Raw genomic sequence first — 24243 nt, 5'->3', positions numbered from 1 at the left:
ACCCCTGATGCAAGGAAAGATTATTATCTTCTCGGCCCCGTCCGGCGCCGGTAAAACTACCATTGTAAAGCACCTGCTAAGCGTAAACCCTGATCTGAACTTCTCTATCTCTGCCTGTACCCGCGATAAGCGTGGCCGCACCGAAGTAAACGGAAAAGATTATTACTTCATCACCCCGGAAGATTTTAAGAAGAAGATTGCCAACGATGAGTTTGTAGAGTGGGAGGAAGTATACGAAGGCGCATTTTACGGCACATTAAAATCAGAGATTGAACGCATCTGGGCAAGCGGCAAACATGCCATACTGGATGTAGACGTTAAAGGAGGATTAAGTATAAAGCATTTTTACAAAGAAAGAGCACTTGCCGTTTTCGTAAAGCCGCCTTCCATTGAAGAGCTGGCCAACAGACTGCAGGCCCGCAACACCGATTCGGCATCGAGCATCAGCAGCCGCGTTTTTAAAGCCAAGTTCGAGATGGAGTTCGAAGATCAGTTTGATGAGGTGATCGTGAACGACAACCTGGAGACTGCCTGCGCCAAAGCCGAAAAATTAGTAAACGATTTCCTGAAGTCAGAGCCGGCCATTGTATGAAGGTAGGGCTTTTGTTTGGTTCTTTTAACCCCATCCATACCGGCCACCTGATACTTGCCAACTACATGGCCACCAACACTGACCTGGATACGGTTTGGCTTGTCGTGTCGCCGCAGAACCCGTTTAAGCCCAGCAACTCGCTGCTGCACGAGTTCGACAGGCTGCACATGGTAACACTGGCTATTGCGGATAACCCGAACCTGGGCGTATCGAACATCGAGTTCAGCATGCCCAAACCAAGCTATACAATTGATACGCTGACCTACCTGCAGGAAAAGTACCCAAGCTACGAGTTTGTGCTGATCATGGGGGAGGATAACGTACCGCTGTTTCCGAAGTGGAAGAACTATGAGCGTATTCTGGAATACCACCAGGTGTATGTATACCCGCGCTCGGGCTCGGTTTTAGAAGAAATGGCTGCCTTCCCGAACATGAAGTTTGTGAAAGCGCCTATTCTGGATATTTCCGCTACGTTCATCCGGCAGTGCATCCGCGAAGAAAAAAGCATCAAATACATGGTGCCTGACGATGTGATCGACTACATTAAAGTGCACAAGTTGTATCAGTAGGTCTACGGCAGAATCCTATAGTTTAATAGTTGTGAGGTCAGAATACAGAGTTATAGTTTAAACTATAGCTCTGTAAACCTATGCTGGCGCGGATCTGTGATCCGTGACTTATTTATAAAGTTGGATTTGTAATCCAACTGGGCCGGAGGGCCAGGCTATAGTTCGACACGAGTGAGTCCGCTTGCACTATGGAATTATCACAACTACAGGTTCTACCAACTATAGACTTCAGCAAACTATAGTTCGACATGAGCGGGGACGCTCTCGCCATAGTCATTAGCACAACTATAGATTTCAGTAAAACTATAGCTTTCTGACCGCCCAAAACGCCAGTTACAAACTGATGCCAAACTCAACCATAAGTTACGCTTCGCTAAACTTGCGGTATAACAAAAGCTACTAATCTAACTATAGCGGCCAGAGTCCGCAGGTAACTCACACTCGCGGGACGCGAGCGAGGGCAGAGAACTATAGATTGGTCCAAGAACTATAAACTATAGTTCTCCAATCACCGGTTCAAACAAAAAAAGAAGCCCTGCGAATCAGATTCGCAGGGCTTCTTTTTTATACTTTAAGAGAGAAAGTCTAATGTCTTTCGTCTTGTGTCTTATGTCTTATGTCTAAGAATTAGATCGTCATGATCTCTGCTTCTTTCTTGCTCAGCAGTTCGTCGATCTTCACGATGTAAGAATCAGTCATTTTCTGCACTTTGGTTTCAGCATCGCGCACGGCATCTTCCGAAGTACCTTCTTTCTGCAGTTTGCGCAGCGAGTCGTTCACATCTTTACGGATGTTACGGATGGCTACTTTACCAGATTCTGTTTCGTTCTTTACTTGTTTTACCAGTTCGCGGCGGCGCTCTTCGGTAAGGGCCGGAATATTCAGGCGGATAGCATCAGCTTCCTGCTGCGGGTTAAGACCAAGGTCGCTGTTTTTGATGGCTTTGTTGATTTCGCCCAGCATATTCTTTTCCCAGGGTTTGATCAGGATGGTGCGTGCATCAGGGGCAGCAATGTTGGCTACCTGCGCAACAGGGGTTAACGTGCCGTAATAATCTACGCGTAGGTGCTCTACCATAGCAGGAGACGCTTTTCCGGCTCTGATCTTTGTTAACTCAGCACCAGTGTGCTGCACTGCCTTCTGCATAGACTCCTCTGCTTCGCTGAGGTAAAACTGAATTTCTTCCGTCATATCAATTGTAGCTTAAGATTCTTGTTTTAAACTATAAGTTTACTTTGTGGTTGCAAAAATATGAAATTTAATGACTTTGCGCAGAGCCGTACTATGCTCCTTCGGTCATGATAACAAGCGTACCTACTTTATCGCCGCTCACTACGCGCTTCAGGTTGCCCGGCTTGTTCATGTCGAACACGATGATAGGCAGGTCGTTTTCCTTGCAAAGCGTAAAGGCTGTCATGTCCATTACGTTCAGGCCTTTCTCAAACACATCTTTAAACGAAATGTCTGAATAGAAAATGGCATCCGGGTCTTTCTCAGGGTCTGCTGAGTAAATGCCATCAACGCGTGTACCTTTCAGTACTACATCGGCTTCTATCTCGATGGCACGTAAGCTGGCTGCCGAGTCGGTTGTGAAGTATGGGTTACCGGTGCCGGCACCAAAAATTACTACACGGCCTTTCTCTAAGTGGCGTACTGCACGGCGGCGAATATAAGGCTCGCACACCTGCTGTATATTTATGCCGGAAAGCAGGCGCGTATACACTCCTAATTTCTCAAGCGCACTCTGCAGGGCCATGCTGTTAATTACTGTTGCCAGCATTCCCATGTAGTCGCCCTGTACGCGGTCAAGGCCTACTTCTTCGGCCTGCACGCCTCTGAAGATGTTGCCACCGCCAATTACTACTGCCACTTCTACACCAAGCGCTGCCACTTCCTTTATCTCCTGCGCATACTGCATCAGTCTCACCGAGTCGATACCGTATTGCTGATCGCCCATCAGCGCTTCACCGCTAAGCTTTAACAATATTCTTTTATACTTCACGATCTATAGTTATGTAGTTTACAGATACTTTATACTTGCTACGGGCGGCAACGTGCTGCCCGACTGGCAACACTAAAAATTTAAAATAAGATCAAAACCTGGCCTTTTTCCACGTTCTGTTTCACGGCTACCTTTATCTCTTTCACAACCCCGTCACCCGGCGATTTCAGGATGTTCTCCATCTTCATCGCTTCCAGGATCATGATCGGGTCGCCCTTTTTCACTTCCTGTCCCGGCTGTACTTTAATATCAAGTATAAGGCCTGGCATCGGCGCCTTCACATCGTTCACCTTCTGGGCGTTGGCATTGCTCATCCCCAGTTTATCCAGCAACAGGTCGAACTGGTCCTTAACACTTACCGTATGGGTAGTTCCGTTGATCTTGAACGTAAAGGTCTTGGCCTGATAATCGGCCTGTACCAGCTCGGCTGTATAAGACTTATAGTTGTGGATGATATGATAGGTGTTGTTACCTAAAGGAGCAATATCCCAGTTAAAAGGGGAGTTGTTGAGAAGTATAGCATCTTTCTGTATGTCAACCTGCCATGTTTTGTCGTTAGCGGTTTTTACCTGCAGCATCTCTTATTTCTGGTTTTGGAGCCTAAAGATAGTTGAATTCTCAGAGTAATTTTAGAAATTGAAATCAAAATTAAAACAACCTATCATGAATCATCGGTTTCTGAGCATAGTTGGCCTGGCAACGACAATGGCACTTGCAGGCGGCTGCGCCACAAACAAAGAAGCACCCAGCGTATCAAAAACATCTGACACAACTATAGCCGAAGCACAGACGGATGTGCCGGTTTGGGCCCCGAAAAAACACGCCTTTAACCCGTCCCGCACCAGAGTGCACGACCTGCTGCACACCACCCTCCGGGTAAGTTTTGACTGGCAGAAGCAACACCTCAACGGCATAGCCGAGCTCACCCTGAAGCCCTACTTTTATCCTCAGAAAACACTGGTGCTGGATGCCAAAGGGTTTGATATAAAAAGTGTGTACCTGCTGAAGGGAAATGACGGCACGCAGCTGAAGTACGCGTACGATGGCATGAAGCTGACCATAGACCTGGACCGCACCTATAACCGCGACGAAAAGTATACCATAGAGATAAACTATACAGCCAAGCCTAATGAGCTTGCCGCCGGGGGCAGCGATGCCATCACCCAGGACAAAGGCCTGTACTTCATAAACCTGCTGGGCGAAGACCCGAACAAACCACGCCAAATCTGGACGCAGGGCGAGACCGAGGCCAGCTCAGCCTGGTTCCCGACAATAGATGCCCCGAATGAGCGCATGACCCAGGACATCTATATAACGATAGATAAGAACTTTACCACCCTCTCGAACGGTACTTTTGTTTACTCGCGCCAGAACGCCGACGGCACCAAAACCGATTACTGGAAACAGGAATTGCCGCATGCCCCTTACCTGGCCATGATGGCCATTGGTGAATATGCCGTAGTGAAGGACAAGTGGCGCAACCTGGAAGTGAACTACTATGTGGAGCCGGAATATAAAAACACGGCAAAAAAGGTATTCGGGAATACGCCAGAGATGATGGAGTTCTTCTCTAAAAAGTTAGGTGTCAACTACCCGTGGGCAAAATATTCGCAGGTAGTGGTACGCGACTTTGTGTCCGGAGCGATGGAGAACACGTCGGCCTCTACGTTTATGGAAGACCTGCAACTGAACGAGCGCGAGCTGCTGGATAAGAACTGGGATGGTATTATTGCACACGAGCTGTTTCACCAGTGGTTCGGTGATCTTGTAACCACAGAATCGTGGGCCAATCTGCCGCTGAACGAGGCCTTCGCCAACTATAGCGAGTACCTGTGGGCGGAACATAAGTATGGTGCCGACGAAGCTGCCTATGCCCAGATGGATGAGCTGAGCCAGTACCTGGAAGAAGCCCAGACAAAACGGGAACCGATCATCCGCTACCATTATGGCGATAAAGAAGAAATGTTTGACAGCCATTCCTATGCCAAAGGCGGCCGGATACTGCACATGCTTCGCAAGCTGGTCGGCGACGAAGCTTTTTATGCTTCCCTGAACTACTACCTCACTAAAAACAAATTCTCGGATGTAGAAGTGGCAGAGCTGCGGATGGCGTTTGAAGACGTGACCGGAGAAGACCTGATGTGGTTCTTCGACCAGTGGTTTATGAAGCCAGGCCACCCGGAACTGAAAGTGGATCATAGTTATCAGAACGGACAGCTGACCCTGCGAGTACAGCAACTTCAGGATACAACCTACATGCCGGTATACCGCCTTCCGCTGGAGATCTCGGTTTGGGCAAGTGGCAAAAGAACGAACCATCCGATAGAGATAACCAAAGCAGATCAGACGTTTACATTTCCGGTAGCCACGCAGCCGGAACTGGTTTTATTTGATGGGGAACAGCAGTTACTGGCGGTAGTAGAGCACAACAAATCAGCTGAGGAACTGAGGTACCAGTTTTATAACAGCAAGCAGCTGATACCGGAATTTGAGGCCCTGACCAAACTGGCCGAAAAGCCTGCACAGGAGCTGAAATTGATACAGGATGCATTAAGCAACGACTACTGGTTTATCAGAAGCACCGCTCTGAATGCACTGGCAGACTATAAGCCCGAAAATAATGCCGCGCTGGTAAGTAAAGTAGAGCAGGTAGCCAAAACAGATAAGAAAGGGACAGTGCGAGCAGATGCTGTTTACCTGCTGGCAGGCTGGGGTGGCGATAAGTACAAGCCTTTGTTTGAAGCTGCCCTGAACGATAGTTCTTACCACGTGGTGGCGGCAGGCATCATTGCTTATGCTGCTACCGGCGCCGAGGATGCGATGCAGAAACTAAGCCGGTTCGAAAAAGAAAAGAATGAGAACGTAGTTACCGCACTTTCTTCTTACTATGCCATGCAGGCCGGCCCTGAAAAATATGACTGGTTTATGAACAAGATCAAACAGAGTAAGGGCAGTGGGTTATATTATTTGCTTCAGAGTTTCAGTGCGTATTTAGCGAGCAACAACGAAACAAATAAGCCCGAAACTATAGCCTTGCTAACGAATCTTGCCCAGAATCATAACCTCTATTATGTGCGCATGGCAGCGTTTCAGTCGCTGATGGTGATGTCGGACCAGCCGGGTGTAGCAGAAAAATTGCAGGAAATTAGAGCTCAGGAAAAAGATAAACGCCTGATAGATATGTATAAACAAGCTTTGGAGCAGTAAGAGAACTAATTTTTTTGAATATTTTTTCAGGTAATATTTGACTTGAATGAAAAAGCGCTTAATTTTGCATCTCCTTAGAACGAACAGCGCATCAGGCGCAGGTGTTTTAAGAGAAAAAAGCTGATTTAAATTAGCGTTTGGGGAGATTCCAGAGCGGCCAAATGGGACGGACTGTAACTCCGTTGTTGTAATGACTTCGCAGGTTCGAATCCTGCTCTCCCCACCAAATGAATAACTGAATTTTGAATGAGCGAATGTTTGTTCGATAGTTCGAGATTCAGTTATTCTGGATTGCAAAGCGGGAGTAGCTCAGTTGGTAGAGCGATAGCCTTCCAAGCTATAGGCCGCGAGTTCGACCCTCGTCTCCCGCTCAGTAGAGCAGATTTAAAAAACTGGTTTTTGCAGGAAGGAATTTCATGTATATGGATTTCCTTTTTAGTATAAACAAAGATTTAGAAAAGTTTAAAAGCCGACGTAGCTCAGGGGTAGAGTACTTCCTTGGTAAGGAAGGGGTCGTGGGTTCAATTCCCATCGTTGGCTCTAAGTCTGTTCGTGTTAAAGAGCACAACTTAAACTTAAACGTTTTAACCTTAATTTTATATCATACAATGGCTAAAGAAACATTTGACCGTTCCAAACCGCACGTAAACATCGGTACAATCGGTCACGTTGACCACGGCAAAACAACTTTGACTGCTGCCATTACAACTGTACTGGCTAACAAAGGTCTTGCTCAGCTACGCGACTTCTCTTCAATTGATAACGCTCCTGAAGAAAAAGAAAGAGGTATTACAATCAATACTTCTCACGTTGAATACGCTACTGAGAACCGTCACTATGCACACGTTGACTGCCCAGGTCACGCTGACTACGTGAAAAACATGGTTACTGGTGCTGCTCAGATGGACGGCGCTATCCTTGTGGTGGCTGCTACTGATGGTCCAATGCCACAAACTCGTGAGCACATCCTTCTTGCCCGTCAGGTAGGTGTTCCTCAGCTTGTAGTGTTCATGAACAAAGTGGACATGGTGGATGACCCAGAGCTTCTTGAGCTTGTTGAAATGGAAATCCGTGAGCTTCTTTCATTCTACGATTTCGATGGCGACAACATTCCGGTAATCCAGGGTTCAGCTCTTGGTGGTCTGAATGGCGATGCTAAGTGGGTGAAGACAATCGAGGATCTGATGGCAGCTGTTGATAGCTGGATTCCAATCCCAACTCGTCTTGTTGACCTTCCATTCCTGATGCCAGTTGAGGACGTGTTCTCAATCACTGGTCGTGGTACTGTAGCAACAGGCCGTATCGAGCGTGGTGTAATCAACTCTGGTGAGCCAGTTGAAATCCTTGGTATGGGTGCTGAGAACATGAAATCTACCGTTACTGGTGTGGAAATGTTCCGTAAGATCCTTGACAGAGGTGAAGCTGGTGATAACGTAGGTCTGTTACTGCGTGGTATTGAGAAAACTGATATCCGTCGTGGTATGGTTATCTGTAAGCCAGGTTCAGTGAAGCCTCACCAGGAGTTCAAAGCTGAGGTTTACGTTCTTTCTAAGGAAGAAGGTGGACGTCACACTCCATTCTTTAACAAGTACCGTCCACAGTTCTACTTCAGAACTACAGACGTTACAGGTGAGATCATCCTTCCAGAAGGTGTAGAAATGGTTATGCCAGGTGATAACATCACTATCACTGTGAAGCTGATCAACAAAGTAGCAATGGAAAAAGGTCTTCGTTTCGCTATCCGTGAGGGTGGTAGAACAGTAGGTGCCGGTCAGGTAACTGAGATCTTAGACTAATTATAGTTAAGCAACCCGTTTCTGATAAAAAATCAGGAACGGGTTTGTTTTTCAGAAACAAATGAATAAATTTGCACTCCATTTCAATAAATGAAGTGCATTTTTTTACGGGTGTAGCTCAATTGGTAGAGTAGTGGTCTCCAAAACCATTGGCTGGGAGTTCGAGTCTCTCCACCCGTGCAATTTAAATACTCAGGCATTATTACGATGAGCAACATTAAAGACTATATAAACGGAACAGTGGTGGAGATGAGAGACAAAGTCTCTTGGCCTGCATATAAAGAGTTGCAGAATAGCTCTGTACTTGTATTGATCGGTTCTTTAGTGTTCGCACTGATCGTGGGTGCCATGGACTTTGTTTTTGACTCCTCACTATCGTGGTTCTATAACCAGTTTTAAGAAGAAGCTATGGCTGATTTAAAATGGTATGTAGTGCGCGCCGTTAGTGGGCAGGAGAAAAAAGCAAAGGCCTATCTGGAAAATGAGATCATGCGTCATCACCTGGAGGAATACGTTCCGCAGGTGCTTATACCGGCAGAGAAGGTATATGAGATGCGTGGCGGTAAAAAAAGAATCAGAGAGAGAAACTTCTTTCCTGGTTATGTGCTTGTAAATGCTGATCTGAGCCACGGCGAAGCAGAACACCTGATCATTAGTACGCCAGGTGTTATTGGTTTTCTGGGTTCCGGTACAGGCGAAGCTGGTAAGAAGCCGGTTCCGTTGCGCCAGGGTGAAGTGAACAGAATACTGGGGACAGTAGACGAAGCAGAAGAGCAGGCAGAAGTACTGGATACACCATTTATAGTTGGAGAAACTGTAAAAGTAATGGATGGTCCTTTTAGCGGATTCTCAGGCACAGTGGAAGAAGTATTTGAAGAGCGTAAGAAGCTCAACGTAATGGTGAAGATCTTTGGTAGAAACACACCGGTTGAGCTGAATTACATGCAAGTAGAAAAAGAATCGTAGTAAATAAATAATGGCAAAGGAAATAAAAGGTTATCTGAAACTTCAGATAAAGGGAGGTGCCGCGAATCCATCGCCACCGGTTGGACCTGCACTTGGTTCTAAAGGTCTTAATATCATGGAGTTCTGTAAACAGTTTAATGCGAGAACTCAGGATAAGCCTGGCCAGGTGTTACCAGTATTGATTACAATCTACGCAGATAAGTCTTTTGACTTCGTTGTTAAAACGCCACCTGCTCCGGTATTGTTAATGGATGCTGCTAAAATTAAGGGAGGTTCTAAAGAGCCTAACCGTAACAAAGTAGGTTCAGTTACCTGGGATCAGGTTAGAGAGATTGCAGAACTGAAAATGCCTGATTTAAATGCTTTCAAACTGGAGTCTGCCATGAAAATGGTTGCCGGTACAGCAAGAAGCATGGGTATCACGGTATCTGGTAACGCTCCATGGAACGAATAATAACAGTTAGAGGATAATGGCGAAGATATCAAAAAACAGAAAAGCAGCTTTAGCTAAAGCTGACTTATCAAAAGAGTATTCTTTGACGGATGCAGCCTCTGTTGTAAAAGAAATTACTTTTACAAAGTTCGATGCTTCTGTTGATATAGATGTACGCTTAGGAGTAGACCCTCGTAAAGCAGACCAGATGGTACGTGGTATAGTTACCCTGCCGCACGGTACTGGTAAAGAGGTTAGAGTACTTGCCCTGGTAACACCTGACAAAGAGCAGGAAGCCAAAGAGGCAGGCGCTGACTACGTAGGTCTGGATGACTACATTCAGAAAATTGAAAAAGGCTGGACAGACATCGATGTGATCATCACAATGCCTGCAGTTATGGCCAAAGTTGGTCGTTTAGGTAGAATATTAGGTCCTCGTAACCTGATGCCAAACCCTAAATCAGGAACTGTAACGCAAGATGTAGCCAAGGCAGTTAAGGAAGTGAAAGCTGGTAAAATTGACTTCAAAGTCGATAAAACCGGTATCGTTCACACAAGTGTAGGTAAAGTATCTTTCACGCCGGAGCAGCTTGCTGCCAACGCATCTGAAGTGATCGCTACACTTAACCGTCTGAAGCCTTCTTCAGCAAAGGGCACTTACATTAAGAGCATCACATTGTCAAGCACAATGAGCCCGGCCGTAATCGTTGACAAAAACGCAACTATCTAAGAAGATGACCAGGGAAGAAAAAGAGATAATTGTAAGAGATCTGAGCGAGAAGTTAGCTAACACTAACTACTTCTATATCACTGATGCTTCTACTATGACAGTTGCCAGCATCAACCAGTTCAGAAGAATGGCTTTCGAAAGAGGCCTGGAGTACAAGGTATACAAGAATTCATTAATCAAGAAGGCACTCGATACGTTAGAAGCTGATACTACTGCCTTAGAAGCAGTACTGAAAGGTTCTTCTGGTATCCTGTTCTCTATTGAGTCAGGCAACGCGCCTGCTAAGCTGATCAAAGACTTCAGAAAAAAAGGTAACACGCTTCCACTTTTAAAGGGTGCCTTTATTGATGCAGGTATTTATGTTGGCGAAAACCAGCTGGATACACTTGCAACAATCAAGTCTAAGTTCGAGCTTATCGGTGATGTGATCGGCTTGCTTCAGTCTCCTGCTAAGAATGTTATTTCCGGCCTTCAGGGTGGTGGTAACAAACTTGCCGGAATCCTTAAAACTCTATCTGAAAAAGAATAATTTTTTAAAAACGTAATCAATAAGTAACTTTTAATTTCAATAAAAATGGCAGATTTAAAAGCATTCGCTGAGCAGTTAGTAAACTTAACTGTGAAAGAAGTTAACGAACTAGCTACAATTCTTAAGGACGAATACGGTATCGAGCCAGCTGCTGCTGCTCCAGTAATGGTTGCTGGTGGTGGTGCTGCTGAAGGAGGCGCTGCAGCAGAAGAGAAAACTTCTTTTGACGTTATCCTTAAGTCAGCAGGTGCATCTAAGCTAGCAGTTGTTAAACTTGTTAAAGAACTTACAGGTCTTGGCCTGAAAGAAGCTAAAGAAGTAGTTGACGGTGCTCCTAAAGCTCTGAAAGAAGGCGTAGCTAAAGACGAAGCAGAATCTCTGAAGAAAGCTTTAGAAGAAGCTGGTGCTGAAGTGGAGATCAAATAATCTCACTTTATCAACATATCGAGAACAGGTAGACCTGGCATTTTCGTCAGGTCTTTTCCTGTTTGTATACGGATTCAAATTTGAATCCTTTTTTGCCCATAGCTAAGCGTAGTTATGGGAGCTCGTAACTTATTGTAAACGTTAAATTTCCATGGCTTTGGCTAAGAATAAAACGAAAGAGCGTATCAATTTTGCCTCTATCACACCGGTAATAGACTATCCTGACTTCCTGGATGTTCAGCTACAGTCGTTCCGTGATTTCTTTCAGTTGGAGACTGCCGCTGAAAATAGAGCACAGGAAGGTTTGTTCAAGGTTTTTGCTGAGAACTTTCCGATCTCCGATTCTCGTGAGAACTTCGAACTTCAGTTCATTGATTATCACGTAGATCCTCCCAAATATTCTGTAGATGAAAGTATAGACAGGGGATTAACCTATTCTGTTCCGCTCAAAGCTAAACTTCGTCTTATCTGTCATGATACAGATAACGAGGACTTTGAAACTATTGAGCAGGAGGTCTTCTTAGGTAACATCCCATATATGACTGAGAAGGGCTCGTTTGTAATAAATGGAGCCGAACGTGTTATCGTTTCTCAGTTGCACAGGTCACCAGGTGTGTTCTTTGCGCAAAGCAAGCATACCAACGGTACAAAACTATACTCTGCTAGAATCATTCCTTTCAAAGGTTCTTGGGTTGAGTTTGCTACAGACGTGAACAATGTTATGTATGCTTACATTGACCGTAAGAAGAAGTTTCCTGTAACAACACTGCTGCGTGCCATCGGATATGGTTCTGATAAAGATATATTAGATCTATTCGGTTTATCGGAGGAGATACCTGCAACCAAAGCTAATGTAAAGAACGCTGTGGGCCGTAAGCTGGCTGCACGTGTTCTTAAAACATGGGTGGAGGACTTTGTAGATGAGGATACCGGTGAGGTTGTATCAATTGACAGAACAGAGGTATTGTTAGAGCGAGACTCTGAAATTACTACTGAAGATATAGACACAATCCTTGACTCAGGTAATAAGTCTATCATTCTGCATCGTGAAAATGTGAACATCGCTGATTACGCGATCATCTACAACACCTTACAGAAAGATAACTCTAACTCTGAGAAAGAAGCGGTAGAGCAGATCTATCGTCAGTTGCGTAACACAGAAGCGCCTGATGAAGAAACTGCGCGTGATATTATTCAGAAGCTGTTCTTCTCTGATAAGCGTTACGATCTGGGTGAAGTTGGCCGTTACAGAATCAACAAGAAACTTGGTATTGATACCAACTGGGATGCGAAAGTTTTAACAAACGACGACATCGTTCTGATTGTTAAGTATCTGATTGGTCTTATCAACTCCAGAGCTGTAGTGGATGATATTGACCACTTGAGCAACCGCCGTGTAAGAACGGTAGGCGAGCAGCTTTATGCACAGTTTGGTGTTGGTCTGGCTCGTATGGCCAGAACTATAAAAGAGCGTATGAACGTTCGTGATAACGAAGACTTCAAGCCTGTTGACCTGATCAATGCGCGTACCCTGTCTTCTGTAATCAACTCGTTCTTCGGTACAAACCAGCTATCTCAGTTCATGGACCAGACGAACCCGCTGGCAGAAGTGACGCACAAGCGTCGTGTATCTGCACTGGGGCCAGGTGGTCTGTCAAGAGAGCGTGCCGGTTTCGAAGTACGTGACGTTCACTATACACACTATGGCCGTCTGTGTACTATTGAAACACCGGAAGGTCCGAACATCGGTCTGATTTCTTCACTATGCGTGCACGCACGTGTAAACCACATGGGCTTTATCGAAACTCCTTATCGTAAGGTAGTGGACGGTGTAGTAAATGTGGCTGGTGAAGTAGAATATCTGACTGCAGAAGAAGAGGATACCCACCACATTGCACAGGCTAATGCCGTGATCGATGAGAAAGGTAACTTCATCAACGATAGAGTAAAAGGTAGATTTGAAGGTGACTTCCCTGTAGAAGAACCATCAACTTATACATATATGGACATTGCGCCTAACCAGATCGTATCGGTAGCGGCGTCTATGATTCCTTTCCTTGAGCACGATGATGCTAACCGTGCCCTGATGGGTTCGAACATGCAACGTCAGGCTGTTCCGCTTCTGAAGCCACAGGCTCCTATAGTTGGTACCGGCCTGGAAGGCAGAGCTGCAATCGACTCAAGAGCGCTGGTTATAGCTGAAGGTGACGGTGTGATCGATTTCGTGGATTCAACCAAGATCGTTGTAAAATATGATCTGACGGATGAAGAGAAACTGGTTTCATTCGATGCTGAATATGTAACCTATAAGCTTATCAAGTTCCGCAGAACGAACCAGGATACATGTATCAACCTGACTCCGCTTGTGAGAACAGGTCAGCGTGTAACCAAAGGTCAGCCACTGTGCGAGGGTTATGCTACCAACGATGGTGAACTTGCATTAGGCCGTAACCTGCAGGTAGCGTTCATGCCATGGCAGGGATATAACTTCGAGGATGCGATCGTAATCTCTGAGCGTGTAGTACGCGACGATGTATTTACTTCTATCCACATCGAAGAATTTGAACTGGAAGTACGTGAAACGAAGCGTGGCGAAGAAGAACTTACTTCTGAGATCCCGAACGTAAGCGAAGAAGCAGTTCGTAACCTGGATGAGAACGGTATCATCAGAATTGGTGCTGAAGTAAAAGAAGGTGATATCCTGATCGGTAAGATCACTCCGAAAGGAGAAACTGACCCGACTCCGGAAGAAAAACTTCTTCGTGCCATTTTCGGTGATAAAGCCGGTGATGTGAAAGATGCATCGCTTAAGGCGCCTCCGTCACTGAATGGTGTTGTTATTGAAACCAAGCTGTTCTCCCGTCCTAAGAAGGATAAGAACCTTAGAGCTAAATCTAAGAAAGAGGTAGAAGAACTTAAAGTAAAATATTCGAAAGACCTTATTGCCATTAAAAATATAATGGTTGATAAACTGGTAGAGTTGCTGGAAGGTAAAACTACTCAGGGTATCAAGCATAAGTTTGGTGATGAGATTTTGACGAAAGGTTCTAAGTTCAGCAGAAAGAACATCGTAGAAGCACTCTTCCCTGAGAAGAACCCTTACAAGGATGAGAGCAACTATGCCGTTCCGGAAGAAGTGAACATGTTCAAGGACCTGATCCTTGAGAACTGGACAAGCGACGAGAAGACCAACAACATGCTTGTGGAGTTGGTGAAGAACTATACCAAGCGTCGTAACATAATATCTGCACACTTTAAGCGTGAGCGTTTCACACTGGAAGTAGGAGATGAGTTACCGGCAGGTATCGTGCAGCTGGCTAAAGTTTACATCGCTAAGAAGCGTAAGCTGAAAGTGGGTGATAAAATGGCTGGTCGTCACGGTAACAAAGGTATAGTTGCCCGTATCGTACGCGACGAAGACATGCCATTCCTGGAAGACGGAACACCAATGGATATCGTTCTGAATCCGCTGGGTGTACCTTCAAGGATGAACATTGGTCAGATCTATGAAACTGTACTTGGATGGGCTGGTCTGAAGTTAGGTCGTAAATATGCGACTCCGATCTTCGACGGTGCTTCTGAAGAGCAGGTTTCTGCAGAATTGGCTGAAGCAGGTCTGCCAAGATTTGGTAGAACTTATCTGTACGATGGTTTGTCTGGAGACAGATTCGACCAGCCGGTAACAGTAGGTGTTATCTATATGCTGAAACTAGGTCACTTAGTGGATGACAAGATGCACGCCCGTTCTATCGGACCATACTCTCTGATTACGCAGCAACCGCTGGGTGGTAAAGCTCAGTTTGGTGGTCAGCGTTTCGGTGAAATGGAGGTGTGGGCACTGGAAGCCTTCGGTGCTTCTAATGTACTGCAGGAAATACTAACAGTAAAGTCTGACGACGTGATCGGCCGTGCGAAAGCTTATGAAGCGATCGTGAAAGGCGACGTATTGCCAAAACCGAATATCCCGGAATCATTCAACGTACTGATTCACGAGTTAAGAGGTCTGGCACTGGAGATCACGCTGGAATAGTAAAGTATAAAGCTAAGCGCTTTGGAGGAATCCGAAGCGCTTAGCGCACTTTAACAGATTGAGCTGTAAAGCAAATTTTGTATCGATATTATTAGAATAATATGGCATTTGCAAAAACCAAAAAGCTAACTCAGGACTTCTCAAAAGTAACGATCAGCCTGGCTTCACCGGAGTCAATATTAGAGCGTTCGAACGGGGAGGTAGTTAAGCCTGAGACAATCAACTATAGAACCTATAAGCCTGAAATGGGTGGTTTATTCTGCGAAAGAATATTCGGACCTGTGAAGGACTGGGAATGCCACTGCGGAAAGTATAAAAGAATCAGATACAAAGGCATCATCTGCGACCGTTGCGGTGTAGAGGTGACTGAGAAGAAAGTGCGTCGTGAGCGCATGGGCCACATCGAGCTGGTAGTTCCTGTAGCACATATCTGGTACTTCAAATCTCTTCCAAATAAAATAGGTTATCTGTTAGGCTTACCAACCAAGAAGCTTGATCAGATCATCTACTACGAAAGATATGTAGTAATTCAACCAGGTATTCTGGCAGAAGACGGTGTGAACACACTAGACTTCCTGACCGAAGATGAGTACCTAGACATGGTAGATAAACTGCCACGCGAGAACCAGATTCTGGACAACAACGATCCAAACAAGTTCATCGCGAAAATGGGTGCTGAAGCCCTGCAGATGCTGTTAGAGCGTACAAACCTGGATGACCTTTCTTATGAACTGCGTCATGCGGCTGCGCACGAAACATCTCAGCAGCGTAAAGCTGAAGCGTTGAAGCGTCTGCGTGTAGTAGAAGCATTCCGTGATGCTGCAACACGTATCGAGAACAGACCTGAGTGGATGATCATCCGCATGGTACCTGTTATTCCACCAGAGCTTCGTCCGCTAGTTCCGTTGGATGGTGGCCGTTTCGCTACTTCTGACTTGAACGACCTTTACCGTCGTGTTATTATCCGTAACAACCGTCTGAAGCGTCTTATTGAGATCAAAGCTCCTGAAGTTATCCTTCGTAACGAGAAGCGTATGCTACAGGAAGCGGTTGACTCTCTGTTCGACAACTCACGTAAAGTGAACGCTGTTCGTGCAGAAGGTAACCGTGCGCTGAAGTCGCTTTCTGATATGCTGAAAGGTAAGCAGGGACGTTTCCGTCAGAACTTACTTGGTAAGCGTGTTGACTATTCTGGCCGTTCGGTAATTGTAGTTGGTCCTGAACTGAAGCTGCATGAGTGCGGTCTGCCTAAGAACATGGCAGCTGAGCTTTTCAAGCCGTTCATTATCCGCAAGCTGATTGAAAGAGGTATCGTTAAGACTGTAAAGTCAGCTAAGAAAATAGTAGATCGTAAGGACCCTGTAGTTTGGGATATCCTAGAGAATGTGCTGAAAGGCCACCCGGTACTCCTTAACCGTGCTCCTACGCTACACAGACTTGGTATCCAGGCATTCCAGCCAAAACTGATCGAAGGTAAGGCAATCCAGTTACACCCATTGGTGTGTACGGCATTCAACGCCGACTTTGACGGTGACCAGATGGCGGTGCACGTTCCACTGGGACCTGCAGCTATCCTGGAAGCTTCGATGCTGATGCTTGCTTCACACAACATCCTGAACCCTGCTAACGGTGCGCCAATAGCAGTACCATCTCAGGACATGGTTCTTGGTTTATACTATGTAACCAAAGGAAAGCGTAGCACAGAGAACGAAACTATCAAAGGAGAAGGCATGAGCTTCTATTCTCCTGAAGAAGTTATTATTGCTATAAACGAAGGTCGTCTTTCGAAGCATGCTCACATCAAGGTAAGAACTGATGTAAAGAATGAGAAAGGCGAAATCGAAAATAAATTGATCGAGACGGTTGCAGGTCGTGTGATCTTCAACCAGTTCGTGCCTAAGGAAGTTGGATACATCGATGAGCTCCTGACTAAGAAAAAGCTTCAGCAGGTAATCTCTCGCGTGTTCAAAGAAACAGGTATGGCTCGTACAGCTCACTTCCTGGATGATATCAAAACACTGGGCTTCCAGTCTGCTTACAAAGGCGGTCTGTCAATGGGTCTGGGTGATATCAACATCCCAGCGGAGAAAGAGATTCTTGTTGAGCAGGCCAAGAAAGATGTGGATGCTGTATGGCAGAACTACTCGATGGGTCTGATCACGGATAACGAGCGCTACAACCAGGTAATTGATATCTGGACGCGTATCAACAACCAGATCACGGAAACGCTGATGCGTCGTCTGGAAAATGAAGATCAGGGCTTCAACTCAATCTTCATGATGATGCACTCTGGTGCCCGTGGTTCGAGAGAGCAGATCCGTCAGTTAGGTGGTATGCGTGGTCTGATGGCGAAGCCACAGAAATCATTGCAAGGTTCAGTAGGCGAAATTATTGAAAACCCGATCCTTTCTAACTTTAAGGAAGGTCTGGATGTAATCGAGTACTTCATCTCTACGCACGGTGCTCGTAAAGGTCTTGCCGATACAGCGCTTAAAACTGCGGATGCTGGTTACCTGACTCGTCGTCTGGTAGACGTATCGCAGGACGTAATTGTGAACGAAGAAGACTGCGGTACACTACGAGGCCTGGAAGTAAGCGCACTGAAAGACAACGAAGATATAGTTGAATCTTTATCAGAGCGTATCCTGGGTCGTGTGACTGTACACGATGTGTATGATCCGATCACGAATGAACTCATAGTTGAGTCTGGTGCAGAAATCACAGAAGACATTGCGCGTGATATTGAAAACACAGCGATCGAAACTGTAGAGATCCGTTCAGTACTGACTTGCGAATCGAAGCGTGGTATTTGCGCTAAGTGCTACGGCCGTAACCTGGCAACAGGCTTTATGGTGCAGAAAGGAGAAGCAGTAGGTGTTATTGCCGCTCAGTCAATTGGTGAGCCAGGTACACAGCTGACACTCCGTACCTTCCACGTGGGTGGTACAGCATCTAACATTGCGGTTGAAGCAACTATAAAAGCTAAGTTTGCTGGTAAGATCGAGTATGAAGACGTGCGAACTATAGACACGATTAACAACGAAGGCGAGCCAGTGAAAGTAGTAATGGGTCGTTCAGGTGAAGTGAAGATAGTTGATCCTAACACAGGTAAACTATACATCTCTAACCACGTGCCTTACGGTTCATTCCTGACAGTTAGTGAAGGCGATGTAGTAGAGAAAGGCGACAATATCTGTAGCTGGGATCCATACAACGCAGTTATCCTTTCTGAGTTCGATGGTAACGTTGGATACGAATCGATCATCGAAGGTATCACTTACCGTGAAGAATCGGATGAGCAGACAGGTTACCGTGAGAAGGTAATTATCGATACAAAAGATAAGACACAAAACCCTGCTATAGTTGTAAATCCTAAGAATGGTGAGCCAAAAGGCTACAACATTCCGGTGGGTGCACACATCGTGGTGGAAGATGGCGAGAAGATCAAAGCAGGTCAGATCCTGGTGAAGATCCCACGCGCTATTGGTAAAACACGAGACATTACAGGTGGTCTTCCACGGGTTACTGAATTATTCGAAGCACGTAACCCATCTAACCCGGCCGTTGTGTCTGAAATTGATGGTGTTGTGACTTATGGTAGTGTGAAGCGTGGTAACCGTGAAATCTTCATCGAGTCGAAAGATGGTGTGAAGAAGAAGTATATGGTTCCGCTTTCGAAGCACATCCTTGTTCAGGACAACGACTTCGTACGTGCAGGTATGCCATTATCAGATGGTGCCATAACGCCAACAGACATTCTGAATATTCAGGGACCTGGTGCGGTACAAGAGTACCTGGTTAATGAGATTCAGGAAGTATACCGTCTGCAGGGTGTGAAGATCAACGATAAGCACATTGAGGTAGTAGTTCGCCAGATGATGCAGAAAGTTGTGATCATCGATCCAGGTGATACAAGCTTCCTGGAGCACCAGGTAGTAGATAAGGTTAACTTCATGGAGGAGAACGACCGTATCATCGACATGAAAGTGGTAGAAGATGCAGGAGATTCATCAAGCATGAAGCCAGGCCAGATTGTGACGGCACGTCGTCTGCGTGACGAGAACTCAAGTCTGAAACGTCGCGACCTGAAATTGGTAACTGTACGTGATGCTTCTCCGGCAGTGTCTCGTCCAACATTGCAGGGTATTACCCAGGCGTCGTTGGGTACACAGAGCTTTATCTCTGCGGCATCGTTCCAGGAAACTACTAAAGTACTGAGCGAAGCAGCAATTAAAGGTAAGGCAGATGAACTGCTTGGTCTGAAAGAAAACGTAATCGTAGGCCACCTGATCCCGGCTGGTACTGGTCTGAAAGAATACCAGAAGCTGATCGTAGGTAGCCAGGAAGAATACGATTCTCTTACAGAATCAAAGAAAACTTCATCGAAGTCAAGACAGCAGACACTGCAGAATAAATAAGGTATAACCATGGCAGAAGAACAGCAAAACCAGAATCAGATTAATATAGAGCTGACTGAAGAAGTGGCAGAAGGACAGTATGCAAATCTGGCCATGATTGCCCACTCGAGCAGCGAATTTGTGATCGATTTTATACGTTTGATGCCGGGTTTGCCAAAAGCAAAAGTGAAATCAAGAGTAGTTATTACGCCAGAGCATGCTAAAAGATTGTTAGCAGCTCTGGCTGATAACATCAAGAAATACGAGAATAGCTTTGGCGAAATAAAGCAGGCGAATGAGGCTCCATCGTTCCCGATGAACTTCGGTGGAACGGTTGGCGAAGCATAAGGTGCTAATAATTAATAAATTAAAATTTTGAAATTGCAAAGTGAATTTTATACCTTTGCAGTCCAAAAATTAAAGTGGATAAATCTATAATTAACAGATTGTAAATGCCTACTATACAGCAATTAGTAAGAAAAGGAAGAGAGAAGTTAACTTATAACTCAAAGTCTCCTGCCTTGGATTCGTGCCCACAGCGTAGAGGTGTATGTACAAGAGTATATACTACAACGCCTAAGAAGCCAAACTCTGCAATGCGTAAAGTTGCAAGGGTAAGATTAACAAATGGTAAAGAGGTGAACGCCTACATCCCAGGTGAAGGCCACAACCTGCAGGAGCACTCTATTGTGCTTATCAGAGGTGGTAGAGTAAAAGACCTTCCAGGTGTTCGTTACCACATCGTACGTGGTGCACTGGATACAGCCGGCGTAAACGGTCGTCTTCAGTCTCGTTCTAAGTACGGTGCTAAGAGACCTAAGCCAGGACAAGCGCCAGCAGCTGCCGGAAAAGGTAAAAAGAAATAATAAATAGCGTTTAATACAATGAGAAAAGCAAAGCCGAAGAGTAGAATTCTCCTTCCAGATCCAAAATATAAAGAGACTTTAGTAACACGTTTTGTAAACTACCTGATGGTGGATGGCAAGAAAAGTGTTGCTTATAGCATCTTTTATGACGCTGTAGATCTAGTAGAGCAAAGAACAAAAGAGAACGGTCTTGAAACTTGGAAGAAGGCACTGAATAACATCATGCCTAGCGTAGAAGTGAAAAGCCGTCGTGTTGGAGGAGCTACTTTCCAAGTGCCGACTGAGGTTCGTCCGGACCGCAGAGTATCTCTGGGAATCAAATGGATGATTTCCTACTCACGCAAGAGAGGTGAGAAGACAATGAAGGATAAATTAGCAGGTGAGATTATCGCAGCTGCTAAAGGTGAAGGTGCTGCCGTTAAGAAAAAAGACGATACGCACAGAATGGCAGAAGCGAACAAAGCATTCTCACACTTTAGATTTTAATCGATGGCAAGAGACTTAAAATATACAAGAAATATTGGTATTGCGGCTCACATCGATGCTGGTAAAACCACTACGACGGAGCGTATTCTTTATTACACTGGTAAGTCACACAAGTTAGGTGAAACACACGAAGGTTCTGCAACTACCGACTGGATGGAGCAGGAGCAGGAGCGTGGTATCACTATTACTTCTGCAGCAGTAACAGTTAACTGGCCATACAGAGGTAACGACTACCATATCAACATTATTGATACACCTGGTCACGTAGACTTTACCGTAGAAGTAAACCGTTCACTTCGCGTATTGGATGGTCTGGTATTCCTGTTCTCAGCTGTTGATGGTGTAGAGCCACAGTCTGAAACAAACTGGCGCCTTGCAGATAACTATAAAGTTGCTCGTCTTGGCTTCGTAAATAAAATGGACCGTTCAGGTGCTGACTTCCTTGCTGTTTGTAAGCAGGTGAAAGAAATGCTGGGTAGCAATGCCGTAGCACTTCAGTTACCAATTGGTTCAGAAGATAACTTCAAAGGTGTTGTTGACCTGGTGAACTTCCGTGGTATTATCTGGAATGAGTCAGATAAAGGTATGACCTTTACTGAAGTTCCGATTCCTGATGATATGATCGAAGAAGCAGAAGAATACAGAGAGAAACTTCTGGAAGCTGTAGCTGAGTACGATGAGACTTTGATGGAGAAATACTTCGAAGATCCAACCTCAATTACAGAAGCCGAAATCTTAAATGCGCTTCGTGCTGCAACTATAGATATGGCTATTGTGCCAATGCTTTGCGGTTCATCTTTCAAAAACAAAGGTGTACAGACAATGCTTGACTATGTGATGGCCCTGTTGCCTTCGCCAGTAGATAAAGAAAGCATCGTAGGTACAAACCCAGATACAGATGCAGAAGTAGCGAGAAAGCCGTCCGTAAATGATCCATTTGCTGGTCTTGCATTCAAAATTGCTACTGACCCTTATGTAGGTCGTCTGTGCTTCGTACGTGCCTACTCAGGTGTGCTGGAGTCAGGTTCTTACGTATTCAACACTCGTTCTAATAGTAAAGAGCGTATCTCTCGTATCTTCCAGATGCATGCTAACAAGCAGAACCAGATCGAAAGACTGGAAGCTGGAGATATTGCAGCGGTAGTTGGCTTTAAAGATATTAAAACAGGTGACACGCTTTGCGACCAGAATGCGAAAATTGTTCTGGAATCAATGGAGTTCCCTGAGCCGGTAATCGGTTACGCGATCGAGCCTAAAACGCAGGCTGACTCTGATAAAATGGGTATGGCTATTGCTAAACTTATTGAAGAGGATCCAACGCTACAAGTTAATACGGATGAAGAAACCGGTCAGACAATCCTGAGAGGTATGGGTGAGCTTCACCTGGAGATCATCATCGACCGTATGAAGCGTGAATTCAAGGTTGAACTGAACCAGGGTGCACCTCAGGTAGCTTACAAAGAAACTATCACCAAATCTGTTGAGCACAGAGAAGTGTTCAAGAAACAGTCAGGTGGTCGTGGTAAGTTCGCTGATATCGTGTTCGAAATGGGACCACGCGAAGATGGCAAGCAGGGCCTTGAGTTCGTTAATGCAATCGTAGGTGGTGTAATTCCAAAAGAATTTATCCCAGCTGTTCAGAAAGGTTTCGAAGAAGCAATGAAGAATGGTATCCTGGCAGGCTTCCCACTGGATTCAATGAAAGTTCGTTTATTCCACGGTTCCTTCCACGATGTAGACTCTGATTCATTATCATTTGAATTAGCAGCCCGTCAGGGTTTCAAAGAAGCAGGTAAGCAATGTGCTCCTAAACTTCTTGAGCCGATCATGGCGGTGGATGTAGTAACACCAGACGAATATACCGGTCCGGTAACAGGTGACCTTAACAGAAGAAGAGGTCTGATGAAAGGTATGGATACAAAAGGTACTGCAACTGTAGTAAAAGCTGATGTTCCGCTTTCAGAACTATTCGGTTACGTTACAGACCTTCGTACAATCACATCTGGTAGAGCTACTGCTTCTCTTACTTTCTCACATTATGAGCAAGTACCACAGAACTTAGCAGATGGCATCATTGCTAAAATAAAAGGAACAGCAGCTAAATAGTAGTTAAAAATGAATCAGAAAATAAGAATTAAATTAAAGTCTTACGATCATAACCTGGTAGATAAGTCATCAGAGAAAATCGTAAAAGCAGTAAAAGCAACTGGTGCTATCGTTAGCGGCCCAATTCCGCTTCCAACAGAGAAAGATAAGTTTACAGTGTTGCGTTCACCACACGTAAACAAGAAATCTCGTGAGCAGTTCCAGCTGTGCACCTACAAGAGATTAGTAGATATTTACTCTACGAGCTCTAAGACTGTAGATGCGCTAATGAAGCTTGAATTGCCAAGTGGCGTTGATGTAGAAATCAAAGTTTGATAATATATCAGTCCATAAAAAAGAGAACCATCGGAAGGTGGTTCTCTTTTTTTATGGACTGATTAAGAATATTTTACAGAACAGTTGTAAAGAAAGATTAAAATTTCTTAACTTTGCACTCCCTTAGCTATAGCTGAGGGGTTTAATATTTATATCCATCTAAATAACAAGTTGAATGCCTGGAATTATCGGTAAAAAAATCGGAATGACAAGCCTCTTCACACCAGATGGTAAAAACATACCAGTAACGCTTATTCAAGCAGGACCGTGTGTTGTTACTCAGGTGAAGACGGTAGAGAGCGATGGCTACGCTGCAGTACAGCTTGGCTTCGGTGACAAAAAGTTAAAGAGAGTAACAAAGGCTGAGGCCGGTCACTACGCTAAAGCTAATACGGCTCCAAAGAAAAAAGTTGCTGAATTTGATGCAGAAGGCCTTGAAGTTAACGCAGGAGATGTGTTGGATGCAAGCCTGTTCATCGAAGGTGAGTTCGTTGATGTAGTTGGTACATCAAAAGGTAAAGGTTTCCAAGGTGTTGTAAAACGTCATGGTTTCGCTGGTGTTGGTGGCCAGACACACGGTCAGCACAACAGAGCAAGGCACCCTGGTTCAATTGGTGCCTGTTCTTGGCCATCAAGAGTATTCAAAGGAATGCGAATGGCTGGTAGAACTGGTGGTAACAGAGTTACAATCCAGAACTTAACTGTGATGCGCGTAATCGCCGACAAAAATCTTTTAGTAGTTAGCGGGTCTGTACCAGGCGCCAAAAACTCTTACGTTTTAATCGAGAAATAA

Annotated in this window: 21 protein-coding genes and 4 tRNA genes; 22 read left to right on the top strand and 3 right to left on the bottom strand. The window is 45.1% G+C overall.

What is annotated here, in order from left to right; all coding sequences use genetic code 11:
- Positions 1 to 7: 7 nt before the first annotated feature.
- Both gmk and nadD read left to right on the top strand, forming a co-directional pair.
- Entirely contained in the window at positions 8 to 592 is a 585-nt protein-coding gene (gene gmk, locus H7F15_RS10140) for a guanylate kinase (RefSeq protein ID WP_185196855.1), read from the top strand.
- Positions 589 to 1161 (top strand): nicotinate (nicotinamide) nucleotide adenylyltransferase, encoded by a 573-nt coding sequence (gene nadD / locus H7F15_RS10135; protein WP_185196854.1) that lies wholly within the window; start codon positions 589 to 591, stop codon positions 1159 to 1161. The genes gmk and nadD overlap by 4 nt, the downstream gene beginning before the upstream one ends.
- Positions 1162 to 1788: 627 nt before the next feature.
- Here nadD and frr read toward each other — a convergent pair.
- The 3 genes from frr to H7F15_RS10120 form a co-directional block, all read right to left on the bottom strand.
- Positions 1789 to 2352: a ribosome recycling factor gene (gene frr, locus H7F15_RS10130; RefSeq protein WP_185196853.1), complete on the bottom strand. Its 564-nt coding sequence runs from the start codon at positions 2350 to 2352 to the stop codon at positions 1789 to 1791.
- Positions 2353 to 2443: 91 nt separating this feature from the next.
- The gene (pyrH, locus tag H7F15_RS10125; protein WP_185196852.1) at positions 2444 to 3163 is read right to left on the bottom strand and encodes a UMP kinase; all 720 of its coding nucleotides are present in this window, start codon (positions 3161 to 3163) and stop codon (positions 2444 to 2446) included.
- A gap of 80 nt (positions 3164 to 3243) precedes the next feature.
- Positions 3244 to 3741 (bottom strand): biotin/lipoyl-containing protein, encoded by a 498-nt coding sequence (locus H7F15_RS10120; protein ID WP_185196851.1) that lies wholly within the window; start codon positions 3739 to 3741, stop codon positions 3244 to 3246.
- A gap of 85 nt (positions 3742 to 3826) precedes the next feature.
- Between H7F15_RS10120 and H7F15_RS10115 the strand changes: the two genes are divergently transcribed.
- The 20 genes from H7F15_RS10115 to rplC all read left to right on the top strand — a co-directional run bounded on the left by H7F15_RS10115 (position 3827) and on the right by rplC (position 24243).
- Entirely contained in the window at positions 3827 to 6370 is a 2544-nt protein-coding gene (locus H7F15_RS10115) for a M1 family metallopeptidase (protein WP_185196850.1), read from the top strand.
- A 139-nt stretch (positions 6371 to 6509) separates the two neighbouring features.
- Positions 6510 to 6596: transfer RNA gene (locus tag H7F15_RS10110), tRNA-Tyr, on the top strand.
- 72 nt (positions 6597 to 6668) lie between these two features.
- Positions 6669 to 6741: transfer RNA gene (locus tag H7F15_RS10105), tRNA-Gly, on the top strand.
- A gap of 97 nt (positions 6742 to 6838) precedes the next feature.
- Positions 6839 to 6910 (top strand) — tRNA-Thr (locus tag H7F15_RS10100).
- A 68-nt stretch (positions 6911 to 6978) separates the two neighbouring features.
- A complete protein-coding gene (gene tuf, locus H7F15_RS10095; protein ID WP_185196849.1) occupies positions 6979 to 8166 on the top strand; it encodes an elongation factor Tu in 1188 nt (395 codons plus the stop codon).
- 107 nt (positions 8167 to 8273) lie between these two features.
- Positions 8274 to 8346 (top strand) — tRNA-Trp (locus H7F15_RS10090).
- 27 nt (positions 8347 to 8373) lie between these two features.
- Positions 8374 to 8565, top strand: coding sequence for a preprotein translocase subunit SecE (gene secE / locus H7F15_RS10085; protein WP_185196848.1), 192 nt, complete (start codon positions 8374 to 8376; stop codon positions 8563 to 8565).
- A 9-nt stretch (positions 8566 to 8574) separates the two neighbouring features.
- Positions 8575 to 9132 carry a transcription termination/antitermination protein NusG gene (gene nusG, locus H7F15_RS10080; protein ID WP_185196847.1) on the top strand — a complete coding sequence of 186 codons (558 nt, stop codon included), beginning with the start codon at positions 8575 to 8577 and terminating at the stop codon, positions 9130 to 9132.
- A gap of 10 nt (positions 9133 to 9142) precedes the next feature.
- Positions 9143 to 9586 (top strand): 50S ribosomal protein L11, encoded by a 444-nt coding sequence (rplK, locus tag H7F15_RS10075; RefSeq protein ID WP_185196846.1) that lies wholly within the window; start codon positions 9143 to 9145, stop codon positions 9584 to 9586.
- A 16-nt stretch (positions 9587 to 9602) separates the two neighbouring features.
- Entirely contained in the window at positions 9603 to 10295 is a 693-nt protein-coding gene (gene rplA / locus H7F15_RS10070) for a 50S ribosomal protein L1 (RefSeq protein ID WP_185196845.1), read from the top strand.
- A 4-nt stretch (positions 10296 to 10299) separates the two neighbouring features.
- Positions 10300 to 10824, top strand: coding sequence for a 50S ribosomal protein L10 (gene rplJ / locus H7F15_RS10065; protein WP_185196844.1), 525 nt, complete (start codon positions 10300 to 10302; stop codon positions 10822 to 10824).
- Between the two features lie 45 nt (positions 10825 to 10869).
- Positions 10870 to 11250 (top strand): 50S ribosomal protein L7/L12, encoded by a 381-nt coding sequence (gene rplL / locus H7F15_RS10060; RefSeq protein ID WP_185196843.1) that lies wholly within the window; start codon positions 10870 to 10872, stop codon positions 11248 to 11250.
- 151 nt (positions 11251 to 11401) lie between these two features.
- Positions 11402 to 15280 carry a DNA-directed RNA polymerase subunit beta gene (gene rpoB, locus H7F15_RS10055; RefSeq protein ID WP_185196842.1) on the top strand — a complete coding sequence of 1293 codons (3879 nt, stop codon included), beginning with the start codon at positions 11402 to 11404 and terminating at the stop codon, positions 15278 to 15280.
- Between the two features lie 101 nt (positions 15281 to 15381).
- Positions 15382 to 19698 (top strand): DNA-directed RNA polymerase subunit beta', encoded by a 4317-nt coding sequence (gene rpoC / locus H7F15_RS10050; protein WP_185196841.1) that lies wholly within the window; start codon positions 15382 to 15384, stop codon positions 19696 to 19698.
- A gap of 9 nt (positions 19699 to 19707) precedes the next feature.
- Positions 19708 to 20025, top strand: coding sequence for a DUF3467 domain-containing protein (locus tag H7F15_RS10045; RefSeq protein WP_162427718.1), 318 nt, complete (start codon positions 19708 to 19710; stop codon positions 20023 to 20025).
- A gap of 104 nt (positions 20026 to 20129) precedes the next feature.
- Positions 20130 to 20543, top strand: coding sequence for a 30S ribosomal protein S12 (rpsL, locus tag H7F15_RS10040; RefSeq protein WP_185196840.1), 414 nt, complete (start codon positions 20130 to 20132; stop codon positions 20541 to 20543).
- A gap of 18 nt (positions 20544 to 20561) precedes the next feature.
- A complete protein-coding gene (rpsG, locus tag H7F15_RS10035) occupies positions 20562 to 21029 on the top strand; it encodes a 30S ribosomal protein S7 (RefSeq protein WP_185196839.1) in 468 nt (155 codons plus the stop codon).
- Between the two features lie 3 nt (positions 21030 to 21032).
- Positions 21033 to 23135 carry an elongation factor G gene (gene fusA / locus H7F15_RS10030; protein ID WP_185196838.1) on the top strand — a complete coding sequence of 701 codons (2103 nt, stop codon included), beginning with the start codon at positions 21033 to 21035 and terminating at the stop codon, positions 23133 to 23135.
- A 9-nt stretch (positions 23136 to 23144) separates the two neighbouring features.
- Complete coding sequence (gene rpsJ, locus H7F15_RS10025) at positions 23145 to 23450, top strand: 30S ribosomal protein S10 (RefSeq protein WP_007654312.1); 306 nt, start codon at positions 23145 to 23147, stop codon at positions 23448 to 23450.
- A 175-nt stretch (positions 23451 to 23625) separates the two neighbouring features.
- Positions 23626 to 24243: a 50S ribosomal protein L3 gene (rplC, locus tag H7F15_RS10020; protein ID WP_185196837.1), complete on the top strand. Its 618-nt coding sequence runs from the start codon at positions 23626 to 23628 to the stop codon at positions 24241 to 24243.

Origin of the sequence: Pontibacter sp. Tf4 (assembly GCF_014212495.1) — a bacterium.
GTDB lineage: Bacteria > Bacteroidota > Bacteroidia > Cytophagales > Hymenobacteraceae > Pontibacter.
The sequence above is the reverse complement of the archived record's forward strand: the minus strand, read 5'-3'. Positions and strand labels throughout refer to the sequence as shown.

Excerpts from the sequence above, each read along its gene's own strand:
- secE (WP_185196848.1), top strand. The coding sequence starts at position 8,374 with ATGAGCAACATTAAAGACTATATAAACGGAACAGTGGTGGAGATGAGA.
- rplC (WP_185196837.1), top strand. The coding sequence starts at position 23,626 with ATGCCTGGAATTATCGGTAAAAAAATCGGAATGACAAGCCTCTTCACA.
- H7F15_RS10115 (WP_185196850.1), top strand. The coding sequence starts at position 3,827 with ATGAATCATCGGTTTCTGAGCATAGTTGGCCTGGCAACGACAATGGCA.
- nadD (WP_185196854.1), top strand. The coding sequence starts at position 589 with ATGAAGGTAGGGCTTTTGTTTGGTTCTTTTAACCCCATCCATACCGGC.
- rplJ (WP_185196844.1), top strand. The coding sequence starts at position 10,300 with ATGACCAGGGAAGAAAAAGAGATAATTGTAAGAGATCTGAGCGAGAAG.
- rpsJ (WP_007654312.1), top strand. The coding sequence starts at position 23,145 with ATGAATCAGAAAATAAGAATTAAATTAAAGTCTTACGATCATAACCTG.
- rpoC (WP_185196841.1), top strand. The coding sequence starts at position 15,382 with ATGGCATTTGCAAAAACCAAAAAGCTAACTCAGGACTTCTCAAAAGTA.
- frr (WP_185196853.1), bottom strand. The coding sequence starts at position 2,352 with ATGACGGAAGAAATTCAGTTTTACCTCAGCGAAGCAGAGGAGTCTATG.
- fusA (WP_185196838.1), top strand. The coding sequence starts at position 21,033 with ATGGCAAGAGACTTAAAATATACAAGAAATATTGGTATTGCGGCTCAC.
- tuf (WP_185196849.1), top strand. The coding sequence starts at position 6,979 with ATGGCTAAAGAAACATTTGACCGTTCCAAACCGCACGTAAACATCGGT.
- nusG (WP_185196847.1), top strand. The coding sequence starts at position 8,575 with ATGGCTGATTTAAAATGGTATGTAGTGCGCGCCGTTAGTGGGCAGGAG.
- rpoB (WP_185196842.1), top strand. The coding sequence starts at position 11,402 with ATGGCTTTGGCTAAGAATAAAACGAAAGAGCGTATCAATTTTGCCTCT.
- rpsL (WP_185196840.1), top strand. The coding sequence starts at position 20,130 with ATGCCTACTATACAGCAATTAGTAAGAAAAGGAAGAGAGAAGTTAACT.
- gmk (WP_185196855.1), top strand. The coding sequence starts at position 8 with ATGCAAGGAAAGATTATTATCTTCTCGGCCCCGTCCGGCGCCGGTAAA.
- rplA (WP_185196845.1), top strand. The coding sequence starts at position 9,603 with ATGGCGAAGATATCAAAAAACAGAAAAGCAGCTTTAGCTAAAGCTGAC.
- H7F15_RS10045 (WP_162427718.1), top strand. The coding sequence starts at position 19,708 with ATGGCAGAAGAACAGCAAAACCAGAATCAGATTAATATAGAGCTGACT.
- rpsG (WP_185196839.1), top strand. The coding sequence starts at position 20,562 with ATGAGAAAAGCAAAGCCGAAGAGTAGAATTCTCCTTCCAGATCCAAAA.
- H7F15_RS10120 (WP_185196851.1), bottom strand. The coding sequence starts at position 3,741 with ATGCTGCAGGTAAAAACCGCTAACGACAAAACATGGCAGGTTGACATA.
- rplK (WP_185196846.1), top strand. The coding sequence starts at position 9,143 with ATGGCAAAGGAAATAAAAGGTTATCTGAAACTTCAGATAAAGGGAGGT.
- rplL (WP_185196843.1), top strand. The coding sequence starts at position 10,870 with ATGGCAGATTTAAAAGCATTCGCTGAGCAGTTAGTAAACTTAACTGTG.